Source organism: Pararoseomonas baculiformis, from assembly GCF_017813395.1.
In the GTDB taxonomy this organism is placed as follows: domain Bacteria; phylum Pseudomonadota; class Alphaproteobacteria; order Acetobacterales; family Acetobacteraceae; genus Roseomonas; species Roseomonas baculiformis.
The window spans coordinates 137,341-157,979 of sequence record NZ_JAGIZB010000009.1 but is presented as its reverse complement, the minus strand read 5'-3'; the positions used below and the strand labels follow the sequence as shown (position 1 = coordinate 157,979).

Below are 20,639 nucleotides of genomic sequence, written 5' to 3'. Positions count from 1 at the left end.
CTGCGGTGGTAAGGGTCAACGCCTAACCAGCAACTCCATAATCCCCCCTGCTTTGCTGGGAATAGCTCACCGCAGAGCGGGGTCAGCTGGTGCAGCGCATCCCATGCATCGCCCTCGCGCAGGTTCCGCGCGGTTGCGCCGGGCGGCTCAGGCGGTCAGCAGCTTCACCCGTGCGGCATCCAGCGCCAATACGGCGCGTCCACCCACGGCCAGATGTCCCTCTCCCCCCATATGCGGTGCATCCACCAGCACCTCCGCCCCGGCCACCCGCACACCGTAGCGGATGCTCGCGCCCAGGAACTCGCGATGCGTGATCTCGCCCTCGATCAGTCGCCGCCCGCCGGCATCCGCACCGGGGGGAAGGAAGGAGACATCCTGGGGACGGAAGACCAGCCGCGCGTCGTCGGGCGCCGCGAGCCCGGGCGGCAGTGGAATGCGCGTGCCGCCCGCGATCTCGAAGGCAGCGCCCCCGCCATCCCGAAGCACCGTGCCCGGCATGATGTTGGCCGTCCCCAGGAAGCCAGCAACAAAGAGGTTGGCGGGGTGGTCGTACAGTTCCATCGGCGTTCCGACCTGTTGCACCACACCGTCATTCATCACCGCTATCCGGTCGCAGACCGTGTTCGCCTCCTCCTGATCATGGGTGACGAAGATGGTGGTCAGGCGAAGCCTCTGCTGCAGTTCACGCAGTTCCCGCCTGACCTGCACGCGGAGCCGTGCATCGAGATTGGAGAGGGGCTCATCCAGCAGCAGCACCATCGGGCGCACGGCGACCGTGCGGGCGAGCGCAACCCGCTGCTGCTGTCCGCCCGACAGCTGTGCGGGCCGCCTCTCCCCCATGCCCTCGAGCCCGACGAGCTTCAGCGCCGCCTCAACACGCGGGCCGATCTCGGTGCGGGCCACTCGACGCTCCTCCAGTCCGAAGGCGACGTTGCGGCGGACGGTCATGTGCGGCCACAACGCATAGGACTGGAACACCATTCCCACATCGCGCTTCCAGGGGGGCAGGGCCGAGATATCCTTGCCGCCCACCAGCACGCGGCCGCGCTCGGCCGTGTTGAAGCCCGCGATCAGCCGCAGGAGCGTGGTCTTGCCGCATCCGGAGGGACCGAGGAAGGCGAAGAACTCGCCCGGGCGGATCTCCAGGTTCACATCCTTCAGCACGCGGGTCGTGCCGTAGGAGAGATCGACCCCCTCGACCCGAATTCCCGCGGGTTCGCGGGCCAGTAGCTCGCTCATGCGGATTTCCTCCCGCCGCCACGCTCGGCGACCAGATGGGACAGAAGGGTGGACAGTCCCACGATGACCACCGCAACAATACCGAGCGCCGCTCCCGCCCCCCGGCCGGCCGGCGACTGCATGAACACGTAGAGGCCATAGGCCAGCGGCGCGTCATTGCTGGATTGGACGAGCATCAGCGTGGCCGAGAGCTCCACCGCTGCCGTGGCGAAGGAGGTGATGAAGCCTGCCGCAAGGCCGCCAGCCATGAGGGGTAGCACGATCCGGCGGACCACGCTCAGGCGGCGGGCACCAAGGTTCTCGGCAGCCTCCTCCAGGCTGGCCGAAATCTGCTGCATCGCCGCGGTGCATGCCCGCAAGGCGTAGGGTAGGCGCCGTACGGCCAAGGCCAGCACGATGATACCCCAGAAGGCCGCGAGCGAGGTGCCGCCCGGCAGGGTGACGCCGAAGAAGGTACGAAGGTATCCGATTCCCAGCACCAGCCCCGGGACGGCGAGCGCCGACATCGCCAGGTAATCCAGCCAGCGCGCCCCCGCGAGCTTTGTGCGCAGCACGAGATAGGCGATGGTGGTGCCGAGGATCACGTCGATCAGCCCCGCCAGCCCCGCATAGATCAGCGTGTTGGTGATGTACTGCGAGCTTTCCGCGAAAACCCGGGTGTAGTGCGCCAGGGTGTAGCCATCCGGCAGCGGTGCAAAGGACCAGATCGTGGCGATGGAGAGCAGGAACAGTCCAAAATGCGGAGCCAATACGAGCATCAGGATCAGGATGATGACCGCATAGGCTAGGACGGCCTGGCCGCGTGACATGCGCCGCCGCGCCAGCCCGCCGCCGCCGCGCTGCACCGTCGCGTAGTCCTTGCCGCGCAGTGCCAGCGATGAAACCCAGAGGGACAGGACGGAAAACAGGATCAGGACGACGGAGATGACGTAGCCGATCGGATCCTCCAGTCCCACGGAAGTGATCCGCAGATAGGCCTGCGGCGCCAGCATTTCCCGCACGTTCAGAAGCAGCGGTGTCGCGAGGTCATCGAACACCTTGATGAACACGAGGCTGGCACCGGCAACATAGCCCGGCATGGCCAGCGGCAGCACGATGCGGCGAAACAGCCGGAACCCGTGGCTGCCCAGGTTCTGCGCGCTCTCTTCCATCGCCCGGTCGATGTTTTTCAGGCTGGCGACGAGGTTCAGCAGGATGAAGGGAAAGTAGTGGACGGACTGGACGAAGATCACGCCGTTCAACCCCTCCATGAAGGGGATGTTGATATCGAGCCAGTCACCGAGCAGCAGGTTCACCGTGCCGGTCCGGCTGAACAGCAGACCCATGGCGACAGCGCCGGCGAAGGGCGGCATGATCAGCGGCAGCACGCCCAGTGTTTGCACGAGAATGGCGCCGCGGAATTCGAAACGCGTGGTGAAGTACGCCAAGGGCAGAGCGATGAGGCTCGCTACCACCACCGACATCAGCGAGACGTAGAGCGAGTTCAGGAAGCTCGTCCGGAACAGGTCGTTGGACAGGAAGTCCCCGAAATGGGCGAGGGTGAAGCTGCCCGACGCCCGGTCCTGGAAGGCGACCGTCACCACTGTGAGGACCGGCACGACCAGAAAGGCGAGCAGGAACAGCGCCACCAGCGTGAAGGCCACCGCCTCCCCCGGTCGCGCTGGCCAGAGGCGGCGTGCCGAGGGGCTGGGCGGTGCCGATGCGGTAGCCTCGATGGTGGCGGTAGCCGGCGTCGTCACCTGTTTCAGCCCGCCGCTTTCGCCGCTTCCGCGGCCTTGGCGGCGGCGGCCTGGTACTTTTCCCGAGCGAAGGCGGACCAGCGCTGCTCCAGCTCTGCCTGGCGCGGGCTGCCGGCGCGGCCACTGAAAGCACCCGTAACGGCGTCGGAGGACGCCTCCGCCTCGGTGATCGGCATCGCGCTGATCAGCGACCGTGCTTCCGCCAGCAGCGCCCGGGCGGCAGAGTTGTCCCGGCGTGCAAGCCGTGTCTCGACATCACCAATTGCCTTGGTGGCGCGCTTCAGGCTGTCCAGGTTGGTGCCGATGGTCTGGTCGTAGAGGGCGTCCACCACCGCATAGCGCTTGCCGGATTCCACCACGTCGAAGCGCAGGCTCGGCATGCCGATGGAGCCGGTGAAGGGATTCGGATAGCCCGCCGGCGCCTTGGCGTAAACGGCGGGATTAACGGGCAGGCGGCGGATCGTCGGCTCCAGCAGGATTTCCTGGCCCTGGGTGGAGAGGAGGAAGTCGATGAAAGCTTTGGCGCCTGCCAGGTTCGGCGGGTTCTTCACGATGGCGATGTTCGCCGGCACCACCGTGGTAACGGAGGGATAGACGAACTTCACCGGGAATCCCGCGCCCTGGGCGGAGAAGGCGAAGAAGTCGATCACGATGCCAATGCCAACCTGTCCGGAATTCACGGCATCCGGCACTCCGAAGGACCGCTCCGTGATCTGCCGCAGGTTGCCCGAAAAGCCCTTCACCGTTCCCCAGCCTTTTTCCCACCCCTCGCCCTGGAGGATGGTTTCGAGCGTCAGGTGCGTGGTGCCGGAACGGGAGGGTGCAGTGATGATGACATGGTCGTGGTAGACGGGCTTCGCGAGATCGGACCATTCTTTCGGGTCGGGCAGCCGGTTGGCGCGGGTGTAGCGCTCGTTCCACATGATGCCGTAGCCTGAGGCCGCGAAACCCGTGACGTATCCCTCCGGGTCGTTGATCGTGTAGGGACCGATCCTCTCCGGAATGCCCTGCGCGTTCGGGCGGTAAACCTCCAGCAAGCCGGCGGTCTTCAGGACCTCGAAAGCATCGGGCGCTGAGGCCCAGAAAAGGTCCACGGCGTTGTTCGCGCGCGTCTCCTGGACGAAGCGCACGCCGGCGGTGGTGTTGCGGTTCTGAATGTCGAGCGTGACGCCGGGATGTGCGGCTTCGAAGGCTCGCTTGAACGGGCCCGTTACGTCGTTCGAGAAGGAGGTAACAACGCTGACCTTTCCGGATGCGCCTGCCGTCTGGGCCTGGGCAGCGCCGGCGATGAGAGGAACCAGAGCACAAAGGCTACGGCGCCCGATCATGGGCTGCCCAGCCTGCTCAAGCTTGGAACGCATCACTCCCTCCGTTGCATTTTCATGACCAACATTGTTCTGGGTCACTCTTTCAGGGCTGGCAAGTCTCTTCACCTGTCCAGTTGCTAGGGCTGAGTTACTGACCAGGCTCTCGGCGTTCGCTGCTTCGCAATGGTGGGTGAGGCTTGCCGGCACTGGGGGGAGGAGCCTCCTACGAGAATGCGTCTGCCGGCCACACTGCGATGGTGGTGGCTCTCCGCCGAGTTCTCCTTCGGCTCTGCTGCTTTCGGGCGTCCAGCCCCGCCGCATCCTTCCCCATGGCTGAGCGCCCGCGAAGCTTCCGCAGCAGCGCCGACATGCCTGATCATCGGCCATAGGGTGTCGCTCAGCACAGGCTCGAATTTGCCCATGCGGCTCACCCATGGCTGGGCTAGCTTGAAGATCCCACTCTTAGGTGGAGGCAAGGCAATGGAAGGGTCGGCGAAAGGCGCTGGGGGACGGCGCGGGCGCTTTTGGCGGGCGCTACCCTGGGGAACCGCAGCGCTCATTTTACTGCTGCCTCTGGCTGCGATGCAGTTCACCGCTGAAGTGGCCTGGGACAAGGGCGATTTCGCTGTCATGGGCGCCATGCTGTTCGGCGCTTGCGGCGTGTACGAGCTGACGGCAAGGATGACGGCCAGCACCGCCTATCGGGCCGCCGTCGGCATTGCTGTCCTGGCGGCCTTCGCCCTTGTCTGGATCAATCTTGCCGTCGGCATCATCGGGTCCGAGGAGAACCCAGCCAACCTGATGTATGGCGGAGTGCTCGCCGTTGGTGTCCTCAGCGCCTTCATGGCGCGCTTCCGGCCCCATGGCATGGTGCGCGCCTTGGCCGCGACGGCGCTCGTCCAGGCCCTGGTCGGCCTGATCGCCCTGGGCGCAGGGTTGAGCTCCACCGGGGCGAACGGGCCAGAAGCCATTATCGTCCTGACCGGGTTCTTCGCCGCGCTGTGGCTCGTGTCGGCCTGGCTGTTCCGGAAAGCCGCACGGGAGAAACCTGCGCTGGGCGCGACGCCGTAGACCTGATCCGCAGCATGCCAGCTTCTCCCGGACAGCTGCTTCCCCAGCGCCGGTGACATGAGGACCTCCCCAACTTCACCACCCAGCATCAATCGATGCTGGGTGGTGAAGATGCCCGCGGATGGTATCCGGCTGGGCCGCTTGCCACCTCGCGCTGACGAGGAGGCTAGGTTCTCCCAAGAGCTCCCCGGAGTGCGTCGATGACGCTGTCCGTCACGGCCTGGAATCCTGGCCCGTCCAGGTACCCGTCCATGGCGCCGGTGCGTTCCAGGAAATTGCGCCAGACCGGTGTTTGCATGCCGCGGCGGAAACGGTCGTGCAGCGCCGAATAGGCGTCATCCGGCAGGCCGGCCGGGGCGCAGAGGCCCTTCATGTTCTCGACAACCACGTTCCAGCCAAGTTCCCGTAGCGTGGGTACGCTGGGGTACCCCGGAAGGCGCTCCGCAGAGGCGACGCCGAGTGGACGCACGTCTCCGCTCTCAGCAAGTCCGACCATTTCCTCGGGGGCGAGGACCGCGAGTTCGACCGTGTTCGAGAGCAGCGCCTGCAGCGACGGGCCCCCGCCGGTGAATGGCACATGCAGCAACTCGACGCCTGCCGCTTTCGACAGCAGCACAAAGACCGCGTGATAGATCGAGCCCTGCCCTGAGGAAGCATGGGAGATGGTGCCCGGGCTGCGGCGTGCCGCCTCTACCACCGATTGAAGATCGCTGAACCGGCTGCCGCGCCGGGCAACGATCAGCAGGGGCTGGCGGGTCAGCCGGATGATGGAGCGGAAGGAGCGCTTTGGATCATAGGGGAGCTCGCGAAAGGCGGGCAGGGAGGTGCTCTCACTGCCGCCCCCGACAAGAAGGTTCAATCCGTCTGGCGCCAGGTCAGCGACGTGCTGAGCCGCAATGGCGCCTCCTGCACCTGGACGGTTGATCACGACGATGGGTGCCGGAAAGAAAGGGGAGGAAGCCTCGGCGATCGCGCGCGCGGCGAGGTCGGCACCGCCGCCCGGCGCGAAGCCGACAATGAACTGGATCGGCCGTGTCGGCTCCCATGCTGCCCGTGCGCCATGCCATGGGCCGGCTGCCGCAAGCGCTGCCGCACCCGCCAGAATACCCCTGCGTCCATGCATTTCTGCCTCCTCCATGATGATTTTCCTTCGACGATAGAGCGAGGGCGCAGCGGTGGACAACCGGCCCCGAAGGGGCTTGGCTGGCTCCGACAGGAGGAAACATGCCGGCCAAGCCCAGCTTTCCCGTTCCGCCCGGTGCGGTGGACTGCCACATGCACATCTACGGCCCGCCGGAGCGCTACCCGGTCGCGGCAACGAATCCGTCTCCTGTTCCCCTCGGCAGCGACCTTGCGGCTTACCGGACGGTGCAAGCGCGCCTCGGCTTGACGCGGACGGTTGTGGTGCAGCCCACGGCGTATGGCGCTGACAATTCCTGCACGCTGGACGCTGTGGCCGAACTCGGCCTGGACAGGGCGCGTGCCGTGGTGGTTGTCACGCCGGAGACGCCAGAAGCCGAGCTCCGGCGCCTGCATGCGGCGGGAGCTCGTGGTGCGCGGGCGTTCATGCTGGGGGGCGGGTTGGTGCCATGGGAGCGGCTGCTCGATCTGGCCACGCACGTAGCCCCCCTGGGCTGGCACGTTCAGCTCCAATTCGACGGCGGCGAGATGCCCGAGCGGGAGAGCCTTATCCGCAGCCTGCCATGCCCCGTGGTGATCGACCATATCGGGCGGTTCCATGAGCCTGTGCGGCCCGATGCGCCCCCCGCCCGTTCCTTGCTGCGGCTTCTGGAGAGTGGCCGCATCTGGGTGAAGCTCTCGTCGCCCTACGGCGTGTCACGTCATGGGCCGCCTGGTTATGCCGACGTTTCGGCGATTGCGCGCGCGCTCGTCGCCGCGGCGCCGGGCCGCCTGGTCTGGGGCTCCAACTGGCCCCATCCCAACGCGCCGGCTCCGAAGCCCGATGAGGCGCCCCTCCTTGATTTGCTGATGGACTGGGCACCTGAGGAGGCGGCGCGGCACGCCATTCTCGTGTCCAACCCGGCACAGCTGTATGATTTCTGAGGAGATATGCCTGGGCGATGCTGCACCGCCACCGGGAGCGGCTGCCTTCGCCCTCCGCGCCCATGGCCGTCATGCGAATGCTTTGGAGGCTCTCGGGAAAGCGGAGACAAGCTGCCCGGACTGCCTATGGCGGTAACCCTCCATGCCGGCGCTACTGCTGGATGGGGGATCAGTGTCTCAGTGGCGCTGGTCTGAATGAGCAAGATCAAGGCATCGTGGCAATGTCTGATCAGGCACGTTCCCCAAGCGCCGGATCGGCCGTAACATCTGCACGGCAGGAACCGCATCATCGGGAGGCTAATCCGATGGACCACACGACTTTGGCTCGGATCAAGGCGCTGCAGCCCGAGTTGGTGCCGATCCGGCGAGATATTCATGCTCATCCGGAGCTGGGAATGGAGGAGGTGCGGACCTCTGCGCTGGTCGCGAAGACGCTTCGCGACTGGGGGCTGGAGGTGACGGAAGGGGTGGGTCAGTACGGCGTCGTGGCCACCCTCAATGGTCGCCTGCCCGGCCAGCGTGCCATCGGACTGCGTGCGGACATGGATGCGCTGGCGATCCCAGAGGCGACGGGGTTGCCGCATGCCTCGACCACGCCGGGTAAAATGCATGCCTGCGGGCATGATGGGCATACGGCCATGCTGCTGGGCGCTGCGCGCTACCTCTCGCAAAACCCGGATTTCGGCGGCACGGTGCAGTTCATCTTCCAGCCTGCCGAGGAGGGGCGCGGCGGCGCGAAGGCGATGCTGGTGGATGGACTGTTCGAACGTTTTCCGGTGGACGCGGTCTATGGGTTGCACAACACCCCGGAACTGCCGCTGGGACAGTTCTCCACGCGGACGGGGCCGGCCTTGGCGGCGTCGGACCGCTGGGTGGTGAACTTCCGCGGCACAGGCGGCCATGGCGGAGCTGCTGCGCACCTCTCGACCGATGTCACGGTGCTTCAGGCACAGTTCATCCTGGCACTGCAAACCATCGTTTCCCGCAATATCGCGGCGGTGGACACCGCGGTCGTCAGCGTTGGTGCGGTGCATGGTGGGTCGATGGAAGCCCTGAACGTGATGCCAGCGGAGCTGGTCATTGGCGGCACGGCGAGGTCCTATACGCCGGCCGTGCGGGACATGATCGAGCGGCGGATCGGGGAGTTGGCCTCGGGGCTGGCAGCTAGCTTCAGCTGCTCGGCGGAGGTCACATACCGGCGCGGCGCCTCGCCGCTTGTCAACCATGTGGAGCAGACGGCGATCGGCGTGGCTGCTGCCGCACGGGTCGTCGGCGAGCCGATGGTCGAAAGGAACGCGCCGATGGTGCTGGGGGCGGAGGACTTCTCCGCCATGCTGGAAGCCCGGCCGGGGGCCTTCATGTTCATGGGGCAGGGTGCAGGCGGCGCGACTTCCGCAGGCCTGCATACGCCGCATTACGACTTCAACGACGATGCTATCCCCTATGGGATAGGGTACTGGGTCAGCCTGGTGGAGCAGGAGTTGGGCAGCGTTGGAGGAAGGTGAGCCCGGCGCTGGTGAGCGCTGTGGGCCGGGGCGATGAATGTGCTGTGCCTGACAGGCCAGGGGCGAATGCGACCGTGTGGTGGGGGGCAGGAATGGCGCTTCTGTGCGCGGCGTCCTTATCGTGCCCCGCGCCCGTCCGCCATGCAAGTTGATGGCGCCATGGCCCGTGTTACCGTGCAACGTTTCGCCGCTTCTCGATAACGCGAGGCTTCAAGTGAGTGGCCCCCGCGTATTGGCGGCCCTCGATGACCCTGGTGCAGGGGGAGGAGCCAAGTGAGGCCGTGCAGCGGCCTGAGACGCTCGTGCTTTTCCGATAAGCACTGTCCTAGTAAGACTAGCGGATGGCTATCCGCAAGATTGCCCGCATGGGCCACCCAGTTCTCCTCGAGAAGTGCCAGCCTGTAGCAGACCCCACTGCGCCGGAGATCCGCCGCCTCGTCCAGGATATGTACGAGACGATGGAGGACGCGCCCGGGGCCGGCCTTGCCGCGCCGCAGGTCCATGTGCCGCTCCGGCTTTTCGTCTTCCGCGTCCTGCCCTCCCGCTCCAGTGGGGCACCGGGTGATACGGTGGTTGGCAACACGGTCCTGATCAACCCGACCGTTGAGCCGCTGGACGACGAGAAGCACCTTCGCTGGGAGGGTTGCCTTTCGATCCCTGGCTTGCGGGCGGCCGTGCCGCGCTTCATGCGCGTACGCTACTCGGGTGTCGATTGCGACGGCCGCATGGTAACCGCCGAGGTCTCTGGCTTCCATGCCGGTGTCGTCCAACACGAGTACGACCACCTGGACGGTATTCTGTATCCCACGCGGATGAGTGACTTCCGCATGATGGGCTTCAACGAGGAACTCGCTCGTGCGGACGAGCTGGAGGCCCGAACGAGGGCTGCGCGGGCCTACTGGACGGAAGTGGCTCAGTGACGCTCAGGGCTGCAGGGGCGGCCCGATCCGCAAGATGCCGATAGACCTTGGTTCACCACCCGCAAGTCCAACAGTCATGCGGGCTCAGCCAGAAAGGCATCCACAAGTGCATTGAACATGTCAGGGCGCTCGAAGTATGCCGAATGGCCGGAACCGTGGATGGTTGCCGCGCGGCTTTCCGGAACAGCAGAAGCGAGCGCCGCCGCGGAGAAGGGAGGCATGACCACGTCCTCGTCTCCTGCCAGGAACAGCACAGGGCACCGGGCAGCGGCAAGTTCGCCTGGGGCGCGCCGCCGCATCTCCCGCATGCGCTCGCGCAGGGCCTCCTTGTCCAGGCCGCCGCTAAGCGCATTGAGTTGCCGATAGAGGAGATGCATGGCCGGCTGCTCGCGTGCCATCCTTTCACCCGCGGCCGGATGGATGTTGCAGGCATGCAGCTCATCCCGCGCCGCCGAAGCCTCGGCCGACCAGCTTTCGTAGCGGCCCCGCTCCGGATCACGCATGAGCCGCGGGTCGATTGATCCGGTTGTTGCTGCGAGTACCAGTTTCCGGACGCTGCCCGGCCGCATCAATGCGTATTCGACACCGGTCCAGCCCCCCATGGACTGGCAAACGAGGCTTATGGAGCCGAGCCCGAGTTCATCCACAAGGGACGCCAAGTCATTTGCGTAGGCTTGTGGATCAGGCCCAGCGGCCGGCGCCGTGGAGGGAAAGAATCCCCGGTGGGAGAAGGTGACGCAGGTAAAGCGCGGGGCAAAATGCGCCACCTGCTGGAACCAGGAGAGCAGGCAGCCACCCAGTCCATGGGCGAAGACGAGAGGCGGACCCTGCCCGGTGATCTCATACGCGATCTCGCAGTCCGACCGGATGACCCTACCCTGCCGGCGGGAGGAAGCAGCAAAGCTCATGCAGGGAGGTCCTCAGCAAGGGGGGGCATGATATCGTCCTGGACACCCGCTGGGCTTCCGCAGAACCACATCGGCGCCGATGTTGTCGCAGGCCGCGCCGGGCCGCAATCTTCGGGCGCATCCCCGCATGCCTGAGGGCGTCGGCGTCAGGATCGGATACGGTCGTCCTGTTCGAGGTGACCGGCTTCGCTGTGGATCGGCGTGCAAATGGGCTCTGTCGCTAATTGGGAGCCGGGATTAGGCCGCCGTCACTGCGCAGGGTTAATCGCACTCCCCTCCGCTGGCGGGCTCCAGGCCATGCTTCGCCAGGCGATAGCGCAGCGTGTCCCTGGTAATGCCGAGATCACGGGCTGCGCGGGAGATGTTGCCTTCCGCCCGACGCAGCGCGCGCTGGATGGCTGCCTGCTCCACGCTGGCCAGCGTCACGTCCTCGGCCGTCTCAATCTCGGGAGCCGACGCTGCTGGCCTGGTCATCCGGGCCGGGATGAGGGCGAAGTCGCCGGGCGAAACCACGTCCCCTTCGGCGGAAAGGGCTGCCTGCTCCATGGCGTTCCGCAGCTCCCGCACGTTTCCAGGCCAGGGATGCCTCGCCAAAGTCGTGCGCGCCGCAAGATCCAACCGCGGTACCGCCTTGCCGTAGCGACGGGAATTGAGGGCGAGAAAATGTTCGGCAAGCAGCGGTATGTCCGGTCCGCGCTCCCGCAGTGGTGGCACCGTGAGGCTGACGACCCGTAGCCGGTAGAGCAGGTCGGCACGAAACCGGCCCTCTGCGACCAGATCCTCAAGGGGGCGGTGTGTGGCGGTGATGAAGCGGACATCCACCTCGCGATCCCGAACGCTGCCGAGCCGCCGCACGGTCCGGTCCTCCAGAAGGCGAAGCAGTTTCGCCTGCACGGAAGCGTCGAGGTCACCAATCTCGTCCAGAAGAAGCGTGCCGCCATGCGCCGCCTCTACCAATCCGATGCGGCGCTCCCGTGCGTCCGTGAAAGCGCCACGCTCATGACCGAACAATTCGCCCTCAAGAAGGTGCGTGGGCAGCGCGGCGCAGTTCAGTTCGATGAAGGGGCCTTCGCGGCGCGGCCCGTCAAAGTGGATGGCTCGGGCGACCAGCTCCTTTCCGGATCCGGTTTCTCCGCGCACCAGCACCGCCGGTGGCTGTCCCTCGGTCATTCGCCGCTCAGCCTCGAGCAGCCGGGTGATCTGAGCCTTCAGTGCCAGCATCGGCAATGATTCACCGAGAAGCTGTTCAAGCCCGCTCTGCCGCGCGTCCCGGCCTCGATAGTAGGAAAGGCGCCCCTCCAGCCGCTCCTCCCCGGCCGCCCGGTCGATCAGCAGCTTTACCTCGGCCAGTGCCAGGGGTTTGCCCAGATAGTCCCATGCCCCGGCCTTCATGGCCTCCACGGCCGTTTGCACGCTGCCATGGCCGGTCATCACGATGACCTTGGCCTGGGGGTCCCGTGCCCGAATCTGCTCGAGCAAGGTCATTCCGTTCCCGTCGGGAAGGGCAAGGTCGAGCAGCACGACATCCGGGCGGAATTCTTCTACTTCCCGCAGTCCCTCCCGCAACGTGCCAGCTGACCGCACCTCCAGTCCCTGGCGCTGCAGATAGCGCTGCAGGTTGCGCGCCAGCACCGCCTCATCCTCGACCACCAGTACCGCTTGCGACATGGCTGCACCTTAATCCGCCGCGGGAAGGCAGATGGTGGCGCGGGTTCCCCTGCCGCCCGGCCCTTCCTGAAGCTCCAGCGTGCCATCGTACAGGCCGACGATGCGCCGCGCGAGAATGAGCCCGAGACCCGTGCCGCGTGGCTTGGTGGAGAAGAAGAGCGGATCGTGGCCTCGTTTAAGCGGCTCCGGCATGCCGACCCCGGTGTCGCAAATCCGGATCTCGACCATCCTTCCCTCCCGAGCGGGCCGCGCCTGGATGCGGAGTTCGCCACCTTCGGGCATCGCCTCGATCCCGTTTGCAATCAGGTTATTGAATGCCTGGGTGAGTGGTCCTGGGTTGCCCCGCGCGGGCGGTACGGCATCCGTTCGCACGGTGAGCGTCACGCCTTGCCGCTCCGCCATCATTGTGAAGCGCTTTCCCGCATCCGCGAGGAGGGCGGCTACGTCCACCGCAGCCGGTGCGATTGCATCGCCGCGTGCCGTGAGCAGCAGGTCCCTTACCCAGCCCTCGACACGGTCGGCCTCGCTCTCGATGTCGGCAAGGGCCGCCCGGACCAGCGAGGGATCGTCCTCCAGAGAGGCAAGTTCGGCCGAGGATCGGATTGAGGCCAGCGGGTTGCGGATGCCGTGCGCGACGGCAGACGCGACGGCACCAACGGCTGCCAGCGTCTCAGCCTCGATCAGCCGCTCCTGCTGGTCGCGCAGCATGTGCTCGGCCCGGCATATCAGGCTGGTAAGGGCGACATAGAGAAGTGCAGCTCCGGCCAGGGCACTCAACCAGACCAGCCGGACCCCTTGATCGATCGCTGCGAAGAGGGCGAGCGGAAGGCGATAGATCTCGACGACGCCAATGACATGCTGCCTCGCCTCGTCCCGGACCGGCAGATAGGCCTCGACGAAGCGGGATCCTCCCGCCTCAGTGTCGAGTGCTTCATGCTCGGCCTTGAACTGCGATGTGACCTTTCCCGCCTCGACCACGACCTGGCCGTGCAGTGCCTGTTCCAGCTCCTTGTTCTCGGTGAAGCGCCGTCCCCTGAGCTCGGGATTGCTCGACCAGAGGACTGTCCCGTCGGGAGCATAGATGTTCGCGCGAACGACACCCGGCAGGCGGGCGACATGGGTGAAGAATGACTCCAGCGCGGGCCTGGACCCCGGTGGAACGGAACTGTCGAAATACGACCAGGTGCCCTCTGCGCGCACGATGCTCTCGACGAACTCGGCGCTCACGGCCGCATCGCGCTCCAGCATGTGGTGGCTCAGAAATCCGCTCAGGACCCAGGCCGTACCGGCGGCCGATGTGAGGATGCAGACGAGGCTCAAGGCAGCAAACCAGCGTCCGACACGGAAGCCGCCCGGATCATGTTGCCGACGGGCCGAGGGCCAGCTTCCTTGTCCGTTTGCATGCACGGCTCGGCCGATCTTCCTCCTCAAACCGGTGAACAGGCCTGCCTTGCCAGGCGCAGGCCGGACGGGCTCCCGCGGTTCAGCGGACCGGTTCAGAAGTGTCCACATCAGAGTAGGCTAACACGGGCCGGGCTGATCGTCGCGCGAAACGCGCTGCCCTGCCCGCGGGGTTGGATGCTATGGCCGGATGGGAACCGGCGGATTGACTGGCGGCCGCCCTTTCCACTTGTCGGCCGGCCACAGCCCAGCACGAGAGCCGTGCTCCTGGCGGACCCTTCCGGGCCCGCCAAGGGCAACCCGGATCGGCGCCGGGCGTGTACAAGCAATCGGTGCTGCTTGATCCTGGGCTCCCGGATTCCTGGCATACACTCACGGGAACTGTCGGGTCAGCGGCCGCCCGTCACCGCCGCAGAAGATCCTCGAGCTGGTCGTGGCAGCGATCATCCTGGCGGGCCCGTTCACCCGTTGCCTGCCCCAGTACAGGGTTGCGGCCGGAGTTCAGGCCGGTGCGGCCAGCTTCCCGGGCTTTCTGATTGCTTTCAGCACCGAAGGCTGTCCCCGGCTGGGTCTGGGCGAAAACATGCGTGGCAGTCATGGGGAGAGCGCTCGTGGCCGCGAGAAGACAGGCGAGCAGCAGATGCTTGGTCATGACGATTCCTCAAAACATGGTGCCGCATCCGTTGCGACGGCCTCCTTTGTGCACGGGATATGCCAGACCACTGCCGGGTGGCGCCCGAGGGGCTACGTAATTGTAATGGCAAGACAATCGGGGCTGATGCCACAGGCCCGATGGACCCCAACTCCGAGGGAAGCGGAGGTTATCCCCCACCCAGTAGGTGTTATCACCCAAACATCCCCAACCCCGGTGCTGGCTTCCACTCACCCACGATCGTCTGGTGGATGCGGTGCCGGGCCGGGATTGGCGCTGTGGCCAGAGCACCCGCAGCGCGCTCCAGCGCCACCTTCGCCTTGAACCCGCCGAATACCGCAACCGCGTGGCGCGCATCGTCATGTCTGCCATCGGCTCGCCAGCAGCGCCCGCGTTTGATGGGGTGAGGCCTCGGCCTAGAGATGACGTAAGATCGGAGTGCCTCAGGGCGTTTGAGTGGAGATGCGGTACCCAACCCGCGGATCAGAGCTGATCACCGAGATCCAACGACCCCGCCTCTTTCCCTGCGGCGGCTCCATCACGGCCGCTCTGCGAGAGCGGGCAATGTCGCACGCCTAATCGGCCTGACGGCGGATATCAGGGGCAACAGGCGGGCTCAGCCCAGCCCTGCGGCAGCGATCCCGCGGGCAGCCTTGCCGCCGGGCGCCTCTCCAAAGGCCTGAGCCAGCACGGCCGGGACCTTGTTGAAAAGCATTACAGCTTCCGTTTCTTTTGCCGGAAACTAAAACAATTACAATATCATAACAGTTGGCACGGCTGATGCTCGGCAGGGCCGCCCAATGTCGGGCTGACAAGAATGAAGAATTGGGTGGCAACGATGAAGTTCTACAAACAACTGATCGGCGCGGCGGTGGTTGCCGGCGGCCTGTTCCTGGGGGGGGCAGCCCAGGCCGGTCCCTTCATCCTCGCTGGCACGGATGCCGACGACCACGGTTCCGCCAGCGCGACGCAGAACCTCGATGGTTGGTTCTTCATGCAGAGGGCCGTCGAGAACCTCGCCAGCGCGGTGACGAACGGCAACAAGGTCGTGGTCGCCCTTGGCAGCAGCGCCGGCACGGCCCTGAATGCGGCACAGTCCGCCTTCAACTTCTCCAACCTGGGCGCGGCAGGCTGGACCTTTGTCAACGTGGACGGGGCGGCGAACATCTCCGCCTTCTTCGCCGCCGGTGGCGGTGCCGAGACGGCCGGCATCGTCATGCTGGACTCGGGTGACAACGTCACTGGCGGCCTTACCGACGCTGAAGAGGCCGCCCTGGCCGCCAATGCCGGGGCGATCAACAGCTTCCTGGGCGCCGGCGGTGGCCTGTTCAGCCAGGCCAACGACTACGGATTCCTCAGCGCGCTGGTTCCCGGCCTGACCGCGCCGGACGAGTTCGAGACCGGCATCAACCTGACCGGAGCGGGCTCGGCGGCCTTCCCTGGCCTCACGAATGCCGACCTCGGTGCCGGTCCCTATCACAAGCGGTTCGCGAACTTCGGGACCATCCCGGTGCTCGGCGTCAGCGCCGTGACGGGCAACGCCATCATCATCGGCTCCAACACCGGCACCATCACGGATCCGGGTGGAACGCCGGTGCCCGAGCCGGCCTCGCTCGCCCTGCTCGGGGTCGGGCTGGCCGGGCTGACCATCGTTCGCCGGCGCCGGAAGGCGGCCTGACAGGTTCCGGGGCGGCCCTTCCGGCCTCCCCGGCTCCCCTTCACCGGCGCGGGAAGCCATTGCCCGCGCCGGCATTGCCGGCTGATCGGGGCGAGGCTGGCCACTGCCCTGGCCGCCCTTCGGGCCACCATGGTCCGCCGGCGGATGTCCCGGACGATAGGAGACACACCGTGCGCCACTGCCTTTCTCTCCTCCTCCTTGGTGCCCTCGGCGTCGCGCCGATGACCGCGTCCGCGGCGGAGATCCAGTTGCCCGGCTCGCGCCCCGTGCCGGCCCAAGCCTTCGAGCCGCATCTCCGGATGGGTCTCCGTGCCCTGGCGGCGGGGCAGTTGGACGAAGCGGAGAGGGCTTTCACGGTTGCCGCGCAGGCCAATCCGGCGAGCCCCCGGCCATCCCTGGGGCTTGCCGACATCGCGTGGCGGCGCGGACAGCCGGATCTGGCCGAGCCACATTTCCTTCGCGCGCGCCAGGTTGCGCCGCGCGAGGCGGTCCCCGAGCATGCCTGGGGACGTTTCCTCGTCATGCGGGGCCGGACGGACGAGGCGGCGGCTGCCTTCCGTGCCGCGCTGGAGCGGAACCCCTCATCCCCCGCGCGCCTCGACCTGGCGGACCTCCTCACCGCGAAAGGTGATCCGGCTGCCGCCGAGCCTCTCTACCGAGAGGTCCTGGCCCGCGAGCCCGGGCGGACCGGGGCACGCCATGCCCTCGGCAATGCACTCCTTCTGCTCGGACGCCTGGACGACGCCCGCTCGGAACTCCAGGCCGCGAGCGAGGCGGACCCTCGGAACCCCCTGCCGGTCCACCTTCTCGGCGTGGTCGAGGCCCGCCGGGGCGACCGGGCGGCGGCCCTGGCCGCCATGACACGGGCGCTTGAGATCGAGCCCCGCTTCGCGGAGGCGCATGCCACGCGCGGCAGCCTCCTTGTCGCGGAGGGACAGATGGAGGCCGCGCTCGCCGCCTATCGCTCGGCGCTGGAGGCCAGGCCGGGCTTCGTGCCGGCGCTCCTCGGGGCCGGGATGATCCAGCAGTCGCTCGGGCGCGTCGCGGAGGCGGAGCGCGTCTTCCGGGATGTGCTGCAGCATGATGCGAACAGCGTTGTGGCCCTGAACAACCTCGCCTGGATCGCCGCCGAATCCCGCAGGAACCTTAGTGAGGCGGAAGAATGGGCCAGGCGGGCCGCCTCCCTGGCCCCGGCTTCCGCCGAGGTCCGCAGCACGCTCGGCTGGGTGCACCGGGCGCGCGGTGATCTCCGGAAAGCCGTGGAGGCGTTGGAAGCCGCCGACCGGCTCGGCACGTCGCCGGCGATCCTCGTGCAGCTCGGGACGGTGTACCTGCAGCAGGGACGGCGCGGCCTCGCGGCCGAGGCCGCCGACCGCGCCCTGCGCCTCGATGCCAGCAATGGCCCGGCACAGGAACTGCGGCGCCGCGCGGGATAGGGAAGCCGCGCGGCGGGCAGGGCGTTGCGCAGGGCTGGCGGCGCGGGACAAAGGCCGCGCTGGAACATCGGGAGGGAGGTCTCCGGGCGCGACGGAGGCTCGCCGGCGCTAGTGGAGAGCCCCCCAGCGAGGCACGGCCGGCTCCGCGGCGGCCCATTTCCAGCGGTCGCCCTGTTGGCAGGCGCTGGTGATGAACCAGGCGCCGTCCGAGACGGAGAAGAGCGCCTCGCGGCAGGTGGCGAGCGGCGTCACCATCTCCCGCACCAGCCGCACCTCGCCCGTCTCGTTGCCGATCGGGATGTCGTGCTCGATGCGCCATGGGCGCACCTCGCCGGGCGCCAGGCTCCCGATGGCCTCGGCGACGGCATCCTGCTCGCCGCGTGCCCGCACGCGCACGGCCCAGTTCAGGCCCGCCTGCACGCCGGCCCGCGTGCCGACCGCGATGGCGAAGCCCGCCGCCGGGTTGCCGGTGGCTGTCCCGGCCGCGATGCCCGCCACCGCCCCGGTCAGGTCCGCGGCCACCCCGCATCCGCCGAGAGGGAGCAGGAGCAGCAGCGCCAGCCCGTGCCTCATTGCAGGCTACCCCAGCGCTCCGTCGCGGGTTCGGCGGATGCCCAGCGCCAGGCCTGGCCGTCCCGGCAGATGAAGGCGGTGTAGAAGCCGCGCCTGGGCGCCTGCTCCGGCCGCGTGGTCGCATCCACCGAGAAGACGATCTCCTTGCAGTGGATCGACCCGGCATCGATCACCCGCACCACCGTCACCTCCCCACGCTCGTCCGGTTCGATCGGCACGTCATGCGTGATCGACCAGGCGGCCACCCCGCCGACGGGCAGCGGGCCGGCGGCCGCGGCCAGGCTGTCCTGCGCCGCGCCATGGGCGCGCCGCTGCGCGTAGTGCAGCCCGGCCCGCATGCCGGCCTGCACGCCCAGCCCGATCCCGGTGGTGACCGTTGCGCTCGCACCGACCGCATCGGCGACGGCGGCCCCGCCCAACCCCGCCACCGCCGCGCTGCCCTCGGCCAGAAGCTCGGAACAGGCGGGCAGGGCCAGGGCGGCCAGGGCTGGCAGCAAGGCGGCGCGGAGGGGCCGGGCCTGGCGGCCGCGAGCCCACTGGACCGGCCAGCCCAGGATTGGCTGCCCCAAGGCGCCCGCCTGGCGCCCGCGGCTCATGGCCGGGCCGCCGGCATGGCCCGCCCGCATTCTCCTCTGCCAGAACGGCACGGACCATCGCCCGGCCCAGCCTTGCGAGGCAGGTCTGCCCTTGCCCGCGAGGGACGCATGGGCAGGCGCGGCGCTTCGGTTCGGTGCTGCATGAGGAAACTCTAGACCGCCCGCCCGGGTACAGAAGCCAGGCGGCGTTTACATTCGCGGCATCACGCCGGGGAGAGCCACGGGGCTCCTGGCCGGGCGCTTCTCCCTGCCCGGGGCGGCTGCCCGGAATGCATCGAGCCCTGGACCAGGAGACGGGCAGGATGCAGCCATGGCGGCCGCCTCCTCCCGGCGGGGTGGCCGGTCATCGGCCTCGGCCCGCTCCCATGGGCGGATGATGGCAGGGCGGCACGTGCTAGACGGGGTGATGGCGCAGGCCGGTCCCGGTCCCGCCTGACCCGGACATGTTTGCATCCTGATGAAGACCTTCGCCCGCCTGCCCCTTTCCGTTCGCCTTCCGCTCCTGGCCGGCCTGGCCGTGCTTGCCTCCTGTGTCGTTACCTCGGCGCTCGGCTTTCACTTCATGGATCGTGAGGTGCGGCACCAGGCCCAGAATCTTGCGGATACCTATCTGGACAGCCTTTCGGGCGCTTCGGTCCAGGCGCTGCAGAGCGGGAACATCGACCTGCTGCAGCAGGCGCTGGAGACGGCCCTCGGCTACCAGACCGGGGTGGTGGACCGCATCATCGCCGTGGGCCGGCCGGACGGAACGGTGCTGGCGCGGGCCGGGGCCGCCGATGCGGAGCCGCCCATGCGGCGCGGCCTGCTCTCGAGCGAATGGGAGCCGAGCGAGGATGGCGCCTCGGCCTGGGCGCAGAGGGAGGTGGTGGTGAACGGCCAGGTCATCGCTCTCGCCGCCGTCCAGCTGGCCTTCCCGAACCTGATCGAGCGGCGGCAGGCCCTTTTCGTTCGCATGGCCTTCGCCACCCTTTTCGTCACGGCCGCCAGCGCGGGGTTGGCGGCCGGGGTGGCCCGGCGGGTCATGGCCCCGGTCCTCACGGTCACCCGCACGCTGGAGGGGATGGCCGCCGGGCATGCGATGGCGGAGGCGCGGGGCCAGGGCGAGGATGAGCGCCTGACCGGCGCGCTGGAGATGCTGCTGGCCCGCCTGCAGGAGCGCGAGGAGCTGGCGGCGCGGCTGGCCGAACGTGAGCGCATCGCCGTGCTGGGCCGGCTGGCCGCGACCGTGGCGCATGAGGTGCGCAACCCGCTGGCCGGAATGCTCACCTGTATCGACACGATCCGGCATTACGGGGTGGATGATGCGGTGCGGCAGCGATCGCTCGACCTTCTTGAGCGCGGCCTGCGCCAGATCGAGACGGTGGTGCGCACCACCCTTGCGGCGCATCGCGAGGAGAACGCGATCCGCGCCGTGACAACCGAGGACCTGGACGACCTGCGCGTGCTGGTGGAGCCCGAGGCGCGCCGCCGCGGCGTGCGGCTGGACTGGCGCAGCGACATCGCCGTGCCCTTCCCGGCGGATGCGGTGCGGCTGCGGCAGATCCTGCTGAACCTGCTGCTGAATGCCATCGCCGCGACGCCGCCGAAAGGACGGGTCAGCCTGCGCGCCTGGGCCGATGAGGCGTGGCTGACCGTGGAGGTGGAGGACGAGGGCGGCGAGCTGCCGGCCCTGGTGCGCGACCGGCTGAGCGGCAACGCGGTGCCCGCCGCGGGCGACGGGATCGGGCTGGAGGTGGCCGCGCGGCTTTCCACCCTGCTGCGTGGCCACGTCACCGCCGACCAGCAGCCGGAGGGCTCGCTCATCGCGCTCACGGTGCCGGTTGCACCCGAACTGCAGGCGCCGCGCGGCTAGCCGCCGCGCCTCCGCAAAGCCAGGATCCCG

The 20,639-nt window shown here is 67.8% G+C and carries 17 protein-coding genes; 7 read left to right on the top strand and 10 right to left on the bottom strand.

Features of this window, described 5'->3' with window-relative positions:
* Positions 1 to 147 precede the first annotated feature (147 nt).
* The 3 genes from J8J14_RS11465 to J8J14_RS11455 are packed head-to-tail and all read right to left on the bottom strand — an operon-like array spanning position 148 to position 4,339.
* Positions 148 to 1,239: an ABC transporter ATP-binding protein gene (locus tag J8J14_RS11465; protein WP_209379636.1), complete on the bottom strand. Its 1,092-nt coding sequence runs from the start codon at positions 1,237 to 1,239 to the stop codon at positions 148 to 150.
* A complete protein-coding gene (locus J8J14_RS11460) occupies positions 1,236 to 2,978 on the bottom strand; it encodes an ABC transporter permease (RefSeq protein WP_342452435.1) in 1,743 nt (580 codons plus the stop codon). Before J8J14_RS11460 ends, J8J14_RS11465 begins: the two co-directional genes overlap by 4 nt.
* 5 nt (positions 2,979 to 2,983) lie before the next feature.
* The gene (locus J8J14_RS11455; RefSeq protein ID WP_245215669.1) at positions 2,984 to 4,339 is read right to left on the bottom strand and encodes an ABC transporter substrate-binding protein; all 1,356 of its coding nucleotides are present in this window, start codon (positions 4,337 to 4,339) and stop codon (positions 2,984 to 2,986) included.
* Between the two features lie 528 nt (positions 4,340 to 4,867).
* Between J8J14_RS11455 and J8J14_RS11450 the strand changes: the two genes are divergently transcribed.
* Positions 4,868 to 5,356 (top strand): hypothetical protein, encoded by a 489-nt coding sequence (locus J8J14_RS11450; protein ID WP_209379635.1) that lies wholly within the window; start codon positions 4,868 to 4,870, stop codon positions 5,354 to 5,356.
* Positions 5,357 to 5,522: 166 nt separating this feature from the next.
* Here J8J14_RS11450 and J8J14_RS11445 read toward each other — a convergent pair whose 3' ends face one another.
* The gene (locus J8J14_RS11445; protein ID WP_209379634.1) at positions 5,523 to 6,539 is read right to left on the bottom strand and encodes a tripartite tricarboxylate transporter substrate binding protein; all 1,017 of its coding nucleotides are present in this window, start codon (positions 6,537 to 6,539) and stop codon (positions 5,523 to 5,525) included.
* Between the two features lie 41 nt (positions 6,540 to 6,580).
* On the opposite strand from J8J14_RS11445, the gene J8J14_RS11440 reads away from it, so the two are divergent.
* The 3 genes from J8J14_RS11440 (at position 6,581) to def (ending at position 9,845) form a co-directional block, all read left to right on the top strand.
* Positions 6,581 to 7,420 (top strand): amidohydrolase family protein, encoded by an 840-nt coding sequence (locus J8J14_RS11440; protein ID WP_209379633.1) that lies wholly within the window; start codon positions 6,581 to 6,583, stop codon positions 7,418 to 7,420.
* 305 nt (positions 7,421 to 7,725) lie between these two features.
* Positions 7,726 to 8,925 (top strand): M20 aminoacylase family protein, encoded by a 1,200-nt coding sequence (locus tag J8J14_RS11435; RefSeq protein ID WP_209379691.1) that lies wholly within the window; start codon positions 7,726 to 7,728, stop codon positions 8,923 to 8,925.
* A 341-nt stretch (positions 8,926 to 9,266) separates the two neighbouring features.
* On the top strand, positions 9,267 to 9,845 hold the full coding sequence (gene def, locus J8J14_RS11430) for a peptide deformylase (RefSeq protein WP_209379632.1): 579 nt from the start codon (positions 9,267 to 9,269) through the stop codon (positions 9,843 to 9,845).
* Positions 9,846 to 9,919: 74 nt separating this feature from the next.
* Here def and J8J14_RS11425 read toward each other — a convergent pair whose 3' ends face one another.
* The 4 genes from J8J14_RS11425 to J8J14_RS11410 form a co-directional block, all read right to left on the bottom strand.
* The gene (locus J8J14_RS11425) at positions 9,920 to 10,753 is read right to left on the bottom strand and encodes an alpha/beta fold hydrolase (protein ID WP_209379631.1); all 834 of its coding nucleotides are present in this window, start codon (positions 10,751 to 10,753) and stop codon (positions 9,920 to 9,922) included.
* A gap of 261 nt (positions 10,754 to 11,014) precedes the next feature.
* A complete protein-coding gene (locus tag J8J14_RS11420) occupies positions 11,015 to 12,421 on the bottom strand; it encodes a sigma-54-dependent transcriptional regulator (RefSeq protein WP_209379630.1) in 1,407 nt (468 codons plus the stop codon).
* Between the two features lie 9 nt (positions 12,422 to 12,430).
* Positions 12,431 to 13,741: an ATP-binding protein gene (locus J8J14_RS11415; RefSeq protein WP_209379629.1), complete on the bottom strand. Its 1,311-nt coding sequence runs from the start codon at positions 13,739 to 13,741 to the stop codon at positions 12,431 to 12,433.
* Between the two features lie 484 nt (positions 13,742 to 14,225).
* Positions 14,226 to 14,474: a hypothetical protein gene (locus J8J14_RS11410; RefSeq protein ID WP_209379628.1), complete on the bottom strand. Its 249-nt coding sequence runs from the start codon at positions 14,472 to 14,474 to the stop codon at positions 14,226 to 14,228.
* An 829-nt stretch (positions 14,475 to 15,303) separates the two neighbouring features.
* Here J8J14_RS11410 and J8J14_RS24960 point away from each other — a divergent pair.
* On the top strand, positions 15,304 to 16,152 hold the full coding sequence (locus tag J8J14_RS24960) for a PEP-CTERM sorting domain-containing protein (RefSeq protein ID WP_408895874.1): 849 nt from the start codon (positions 15,304 to 15,306) through the stop codon (positions 16,150 to 16,152).
* A 170-nt stretch (positions 16,153 to 16,322) separates the two neighbouring features.
* A complete protein-coding gene (locus tag J8J14_RS11400) occupies positions 16,323 to 17,588 on the top strand; it encodes a tetratricopeptide repeat protein (protein WP_209379627.1) in 1,266 nt (421 codons plus the stop codon).
* 108 nt (positions 17,589 to 17,696) lie between these two features.
* On the opposite strand, the gene J8J14_RS11395 is transcribed toward J8J14_RS11400, so the two are convergent.
* Positions 17,697 to 18,161: a hypothetical protein gene (locus tag J8J14_RS11395; protein WP_209379626.1), complete on the bottom strand. Its 465-nt coding sequence runs from the start codon at positions 18,159 to 18,161 to the stop codon at positions 17,697 to 17,699.
* Positions 18,158 to 18,757: a hypothetical protein gene (locus J8J14_RS11390; protein ID WP_209379625.1), complete on the bottom strand. Its 600-nt coding sequence runs from the start codon at positions 18,755 to 18,757 to the stop codon at positions 18,158 to 18,160. The genes J8J14_RS11395 and J8J14_RS11390 overlap by 4 nt, the downstream gene beginning before the upstream one ends.
* Positions 18,758 to 19,214: 457 nt before the next feature.
* Here J8J14_RS11390 and J8J14_RS11385 point away from each other — a divergent pair, with 457 nt between their 5' ends.
* On the top strand, positions 19,215 to 20,609 hold the full coding sequence (locus J8J14_RS11385; RefSeq protein WP_209379624.1) for an ATP-binding protein: 1,395 nt from the start codon (positions 19,215 to 19,217) through the stop codon (positions 20,607 to 20,609).
* The last annotated feature ends 30 nt before the right edge of the window (positions 20,610 to 20,639 follow it).

What these genes read in the sequence shown, in the direction of transcription:
- J8J14_RS11425 (WP_209379631.1), bottom strand. Translation starts at nt 10,753, where the DNA reads ATGAGCTTTGCTGCTTCCTCCCGCCGGCAGGGTAGGGTCATCCGGTCG.
- J8J14_RS11450 (WP_209379635.1), top strand. Translation starts at nt 4,868, where the DNA reads ATGCAGTTCACCGCTGAAGTGGCCTGGGACAAGGGCGATTTCGCTGTC.
- J8J14_RS11390 (WP_209379625.1), bottom strand. Translation starts at nt 18,757, where the DNA reads ATGAGCCGCGGGCGCCAGGCGGGCGCCTTGGGGCAGCCAATCCTGGGC.
- def (WP_209379632.1), top strand. Translation starts at nt 9,267, where the DNA reads ATGGCTATCCGCAAGATTGCCCGCATGGGCCACCCAGTTCTCCTCGAG.
- J8J14_RS11440 (WP_209379633.1), top strand. Translation starts at nt 6,581, where the DNA reads ATGCCGGCCAAGCCCAGCTTTCCCGTTCCGCCCGGTGCGGTGGACTGC.
- J8J14_RS11395 (WP_209379626.1), bottom strand. Translation starts at nt 18,161, where the DNA reads ATGAGGCACGGGCTGGCGCTGCTGCTCCTGCTCCCTCTCGGCGGATGC.
- J8J14_RS11455 (WP_245215669.1), bottom strand. Translation starts at nt 4,339, where the DNA reads ATGCGTTCCAAGCTTGAGCAGGCTGGGCAGCCCATGATCGGGCGCCGT.
- J8J14_RS11420 (WP_209379630.1), bottom strand. Translation starts at nt 12,421, where the DNA reads ATGTCGCAAGCGGTACTGGTGGTCGAGGATGAGGCGGTGCTGGCGCGC.
- J8J14_RS11385 (WP_209379624.1), top strand. Translation starts at nt 19,215, where the DNA reads ATGAAGACCTTCGCCCGCCTGCCCCTTTCCGTTCGCCTTCCGCTCCTG.
- J8J14_RS11465 (WP_209379636.1), bottom strand. Translation starts at nt 1,239, where the DNA reads ATGAGCGAGCTACTGGCCCGCGAACCCGCGGGAATTCGGGTCGAGGGG.
- J8J14_RS11435 (WP_209379691.1), top strand. Translation starts at nt 7,726, where the DNA reads ATGGACCACACGACTTTGGCTCGGATCAAGGCGCTGCAGCCCGAGTTG.
- J8J14_RS11410 (WP_209379628.1), bottom strand. Translation starts at nt 14,474, where the DNA reads ATGACCAAGCATCTGCTGCTCGCCTGTCTTCTCGCGGCCACGAGCGCT.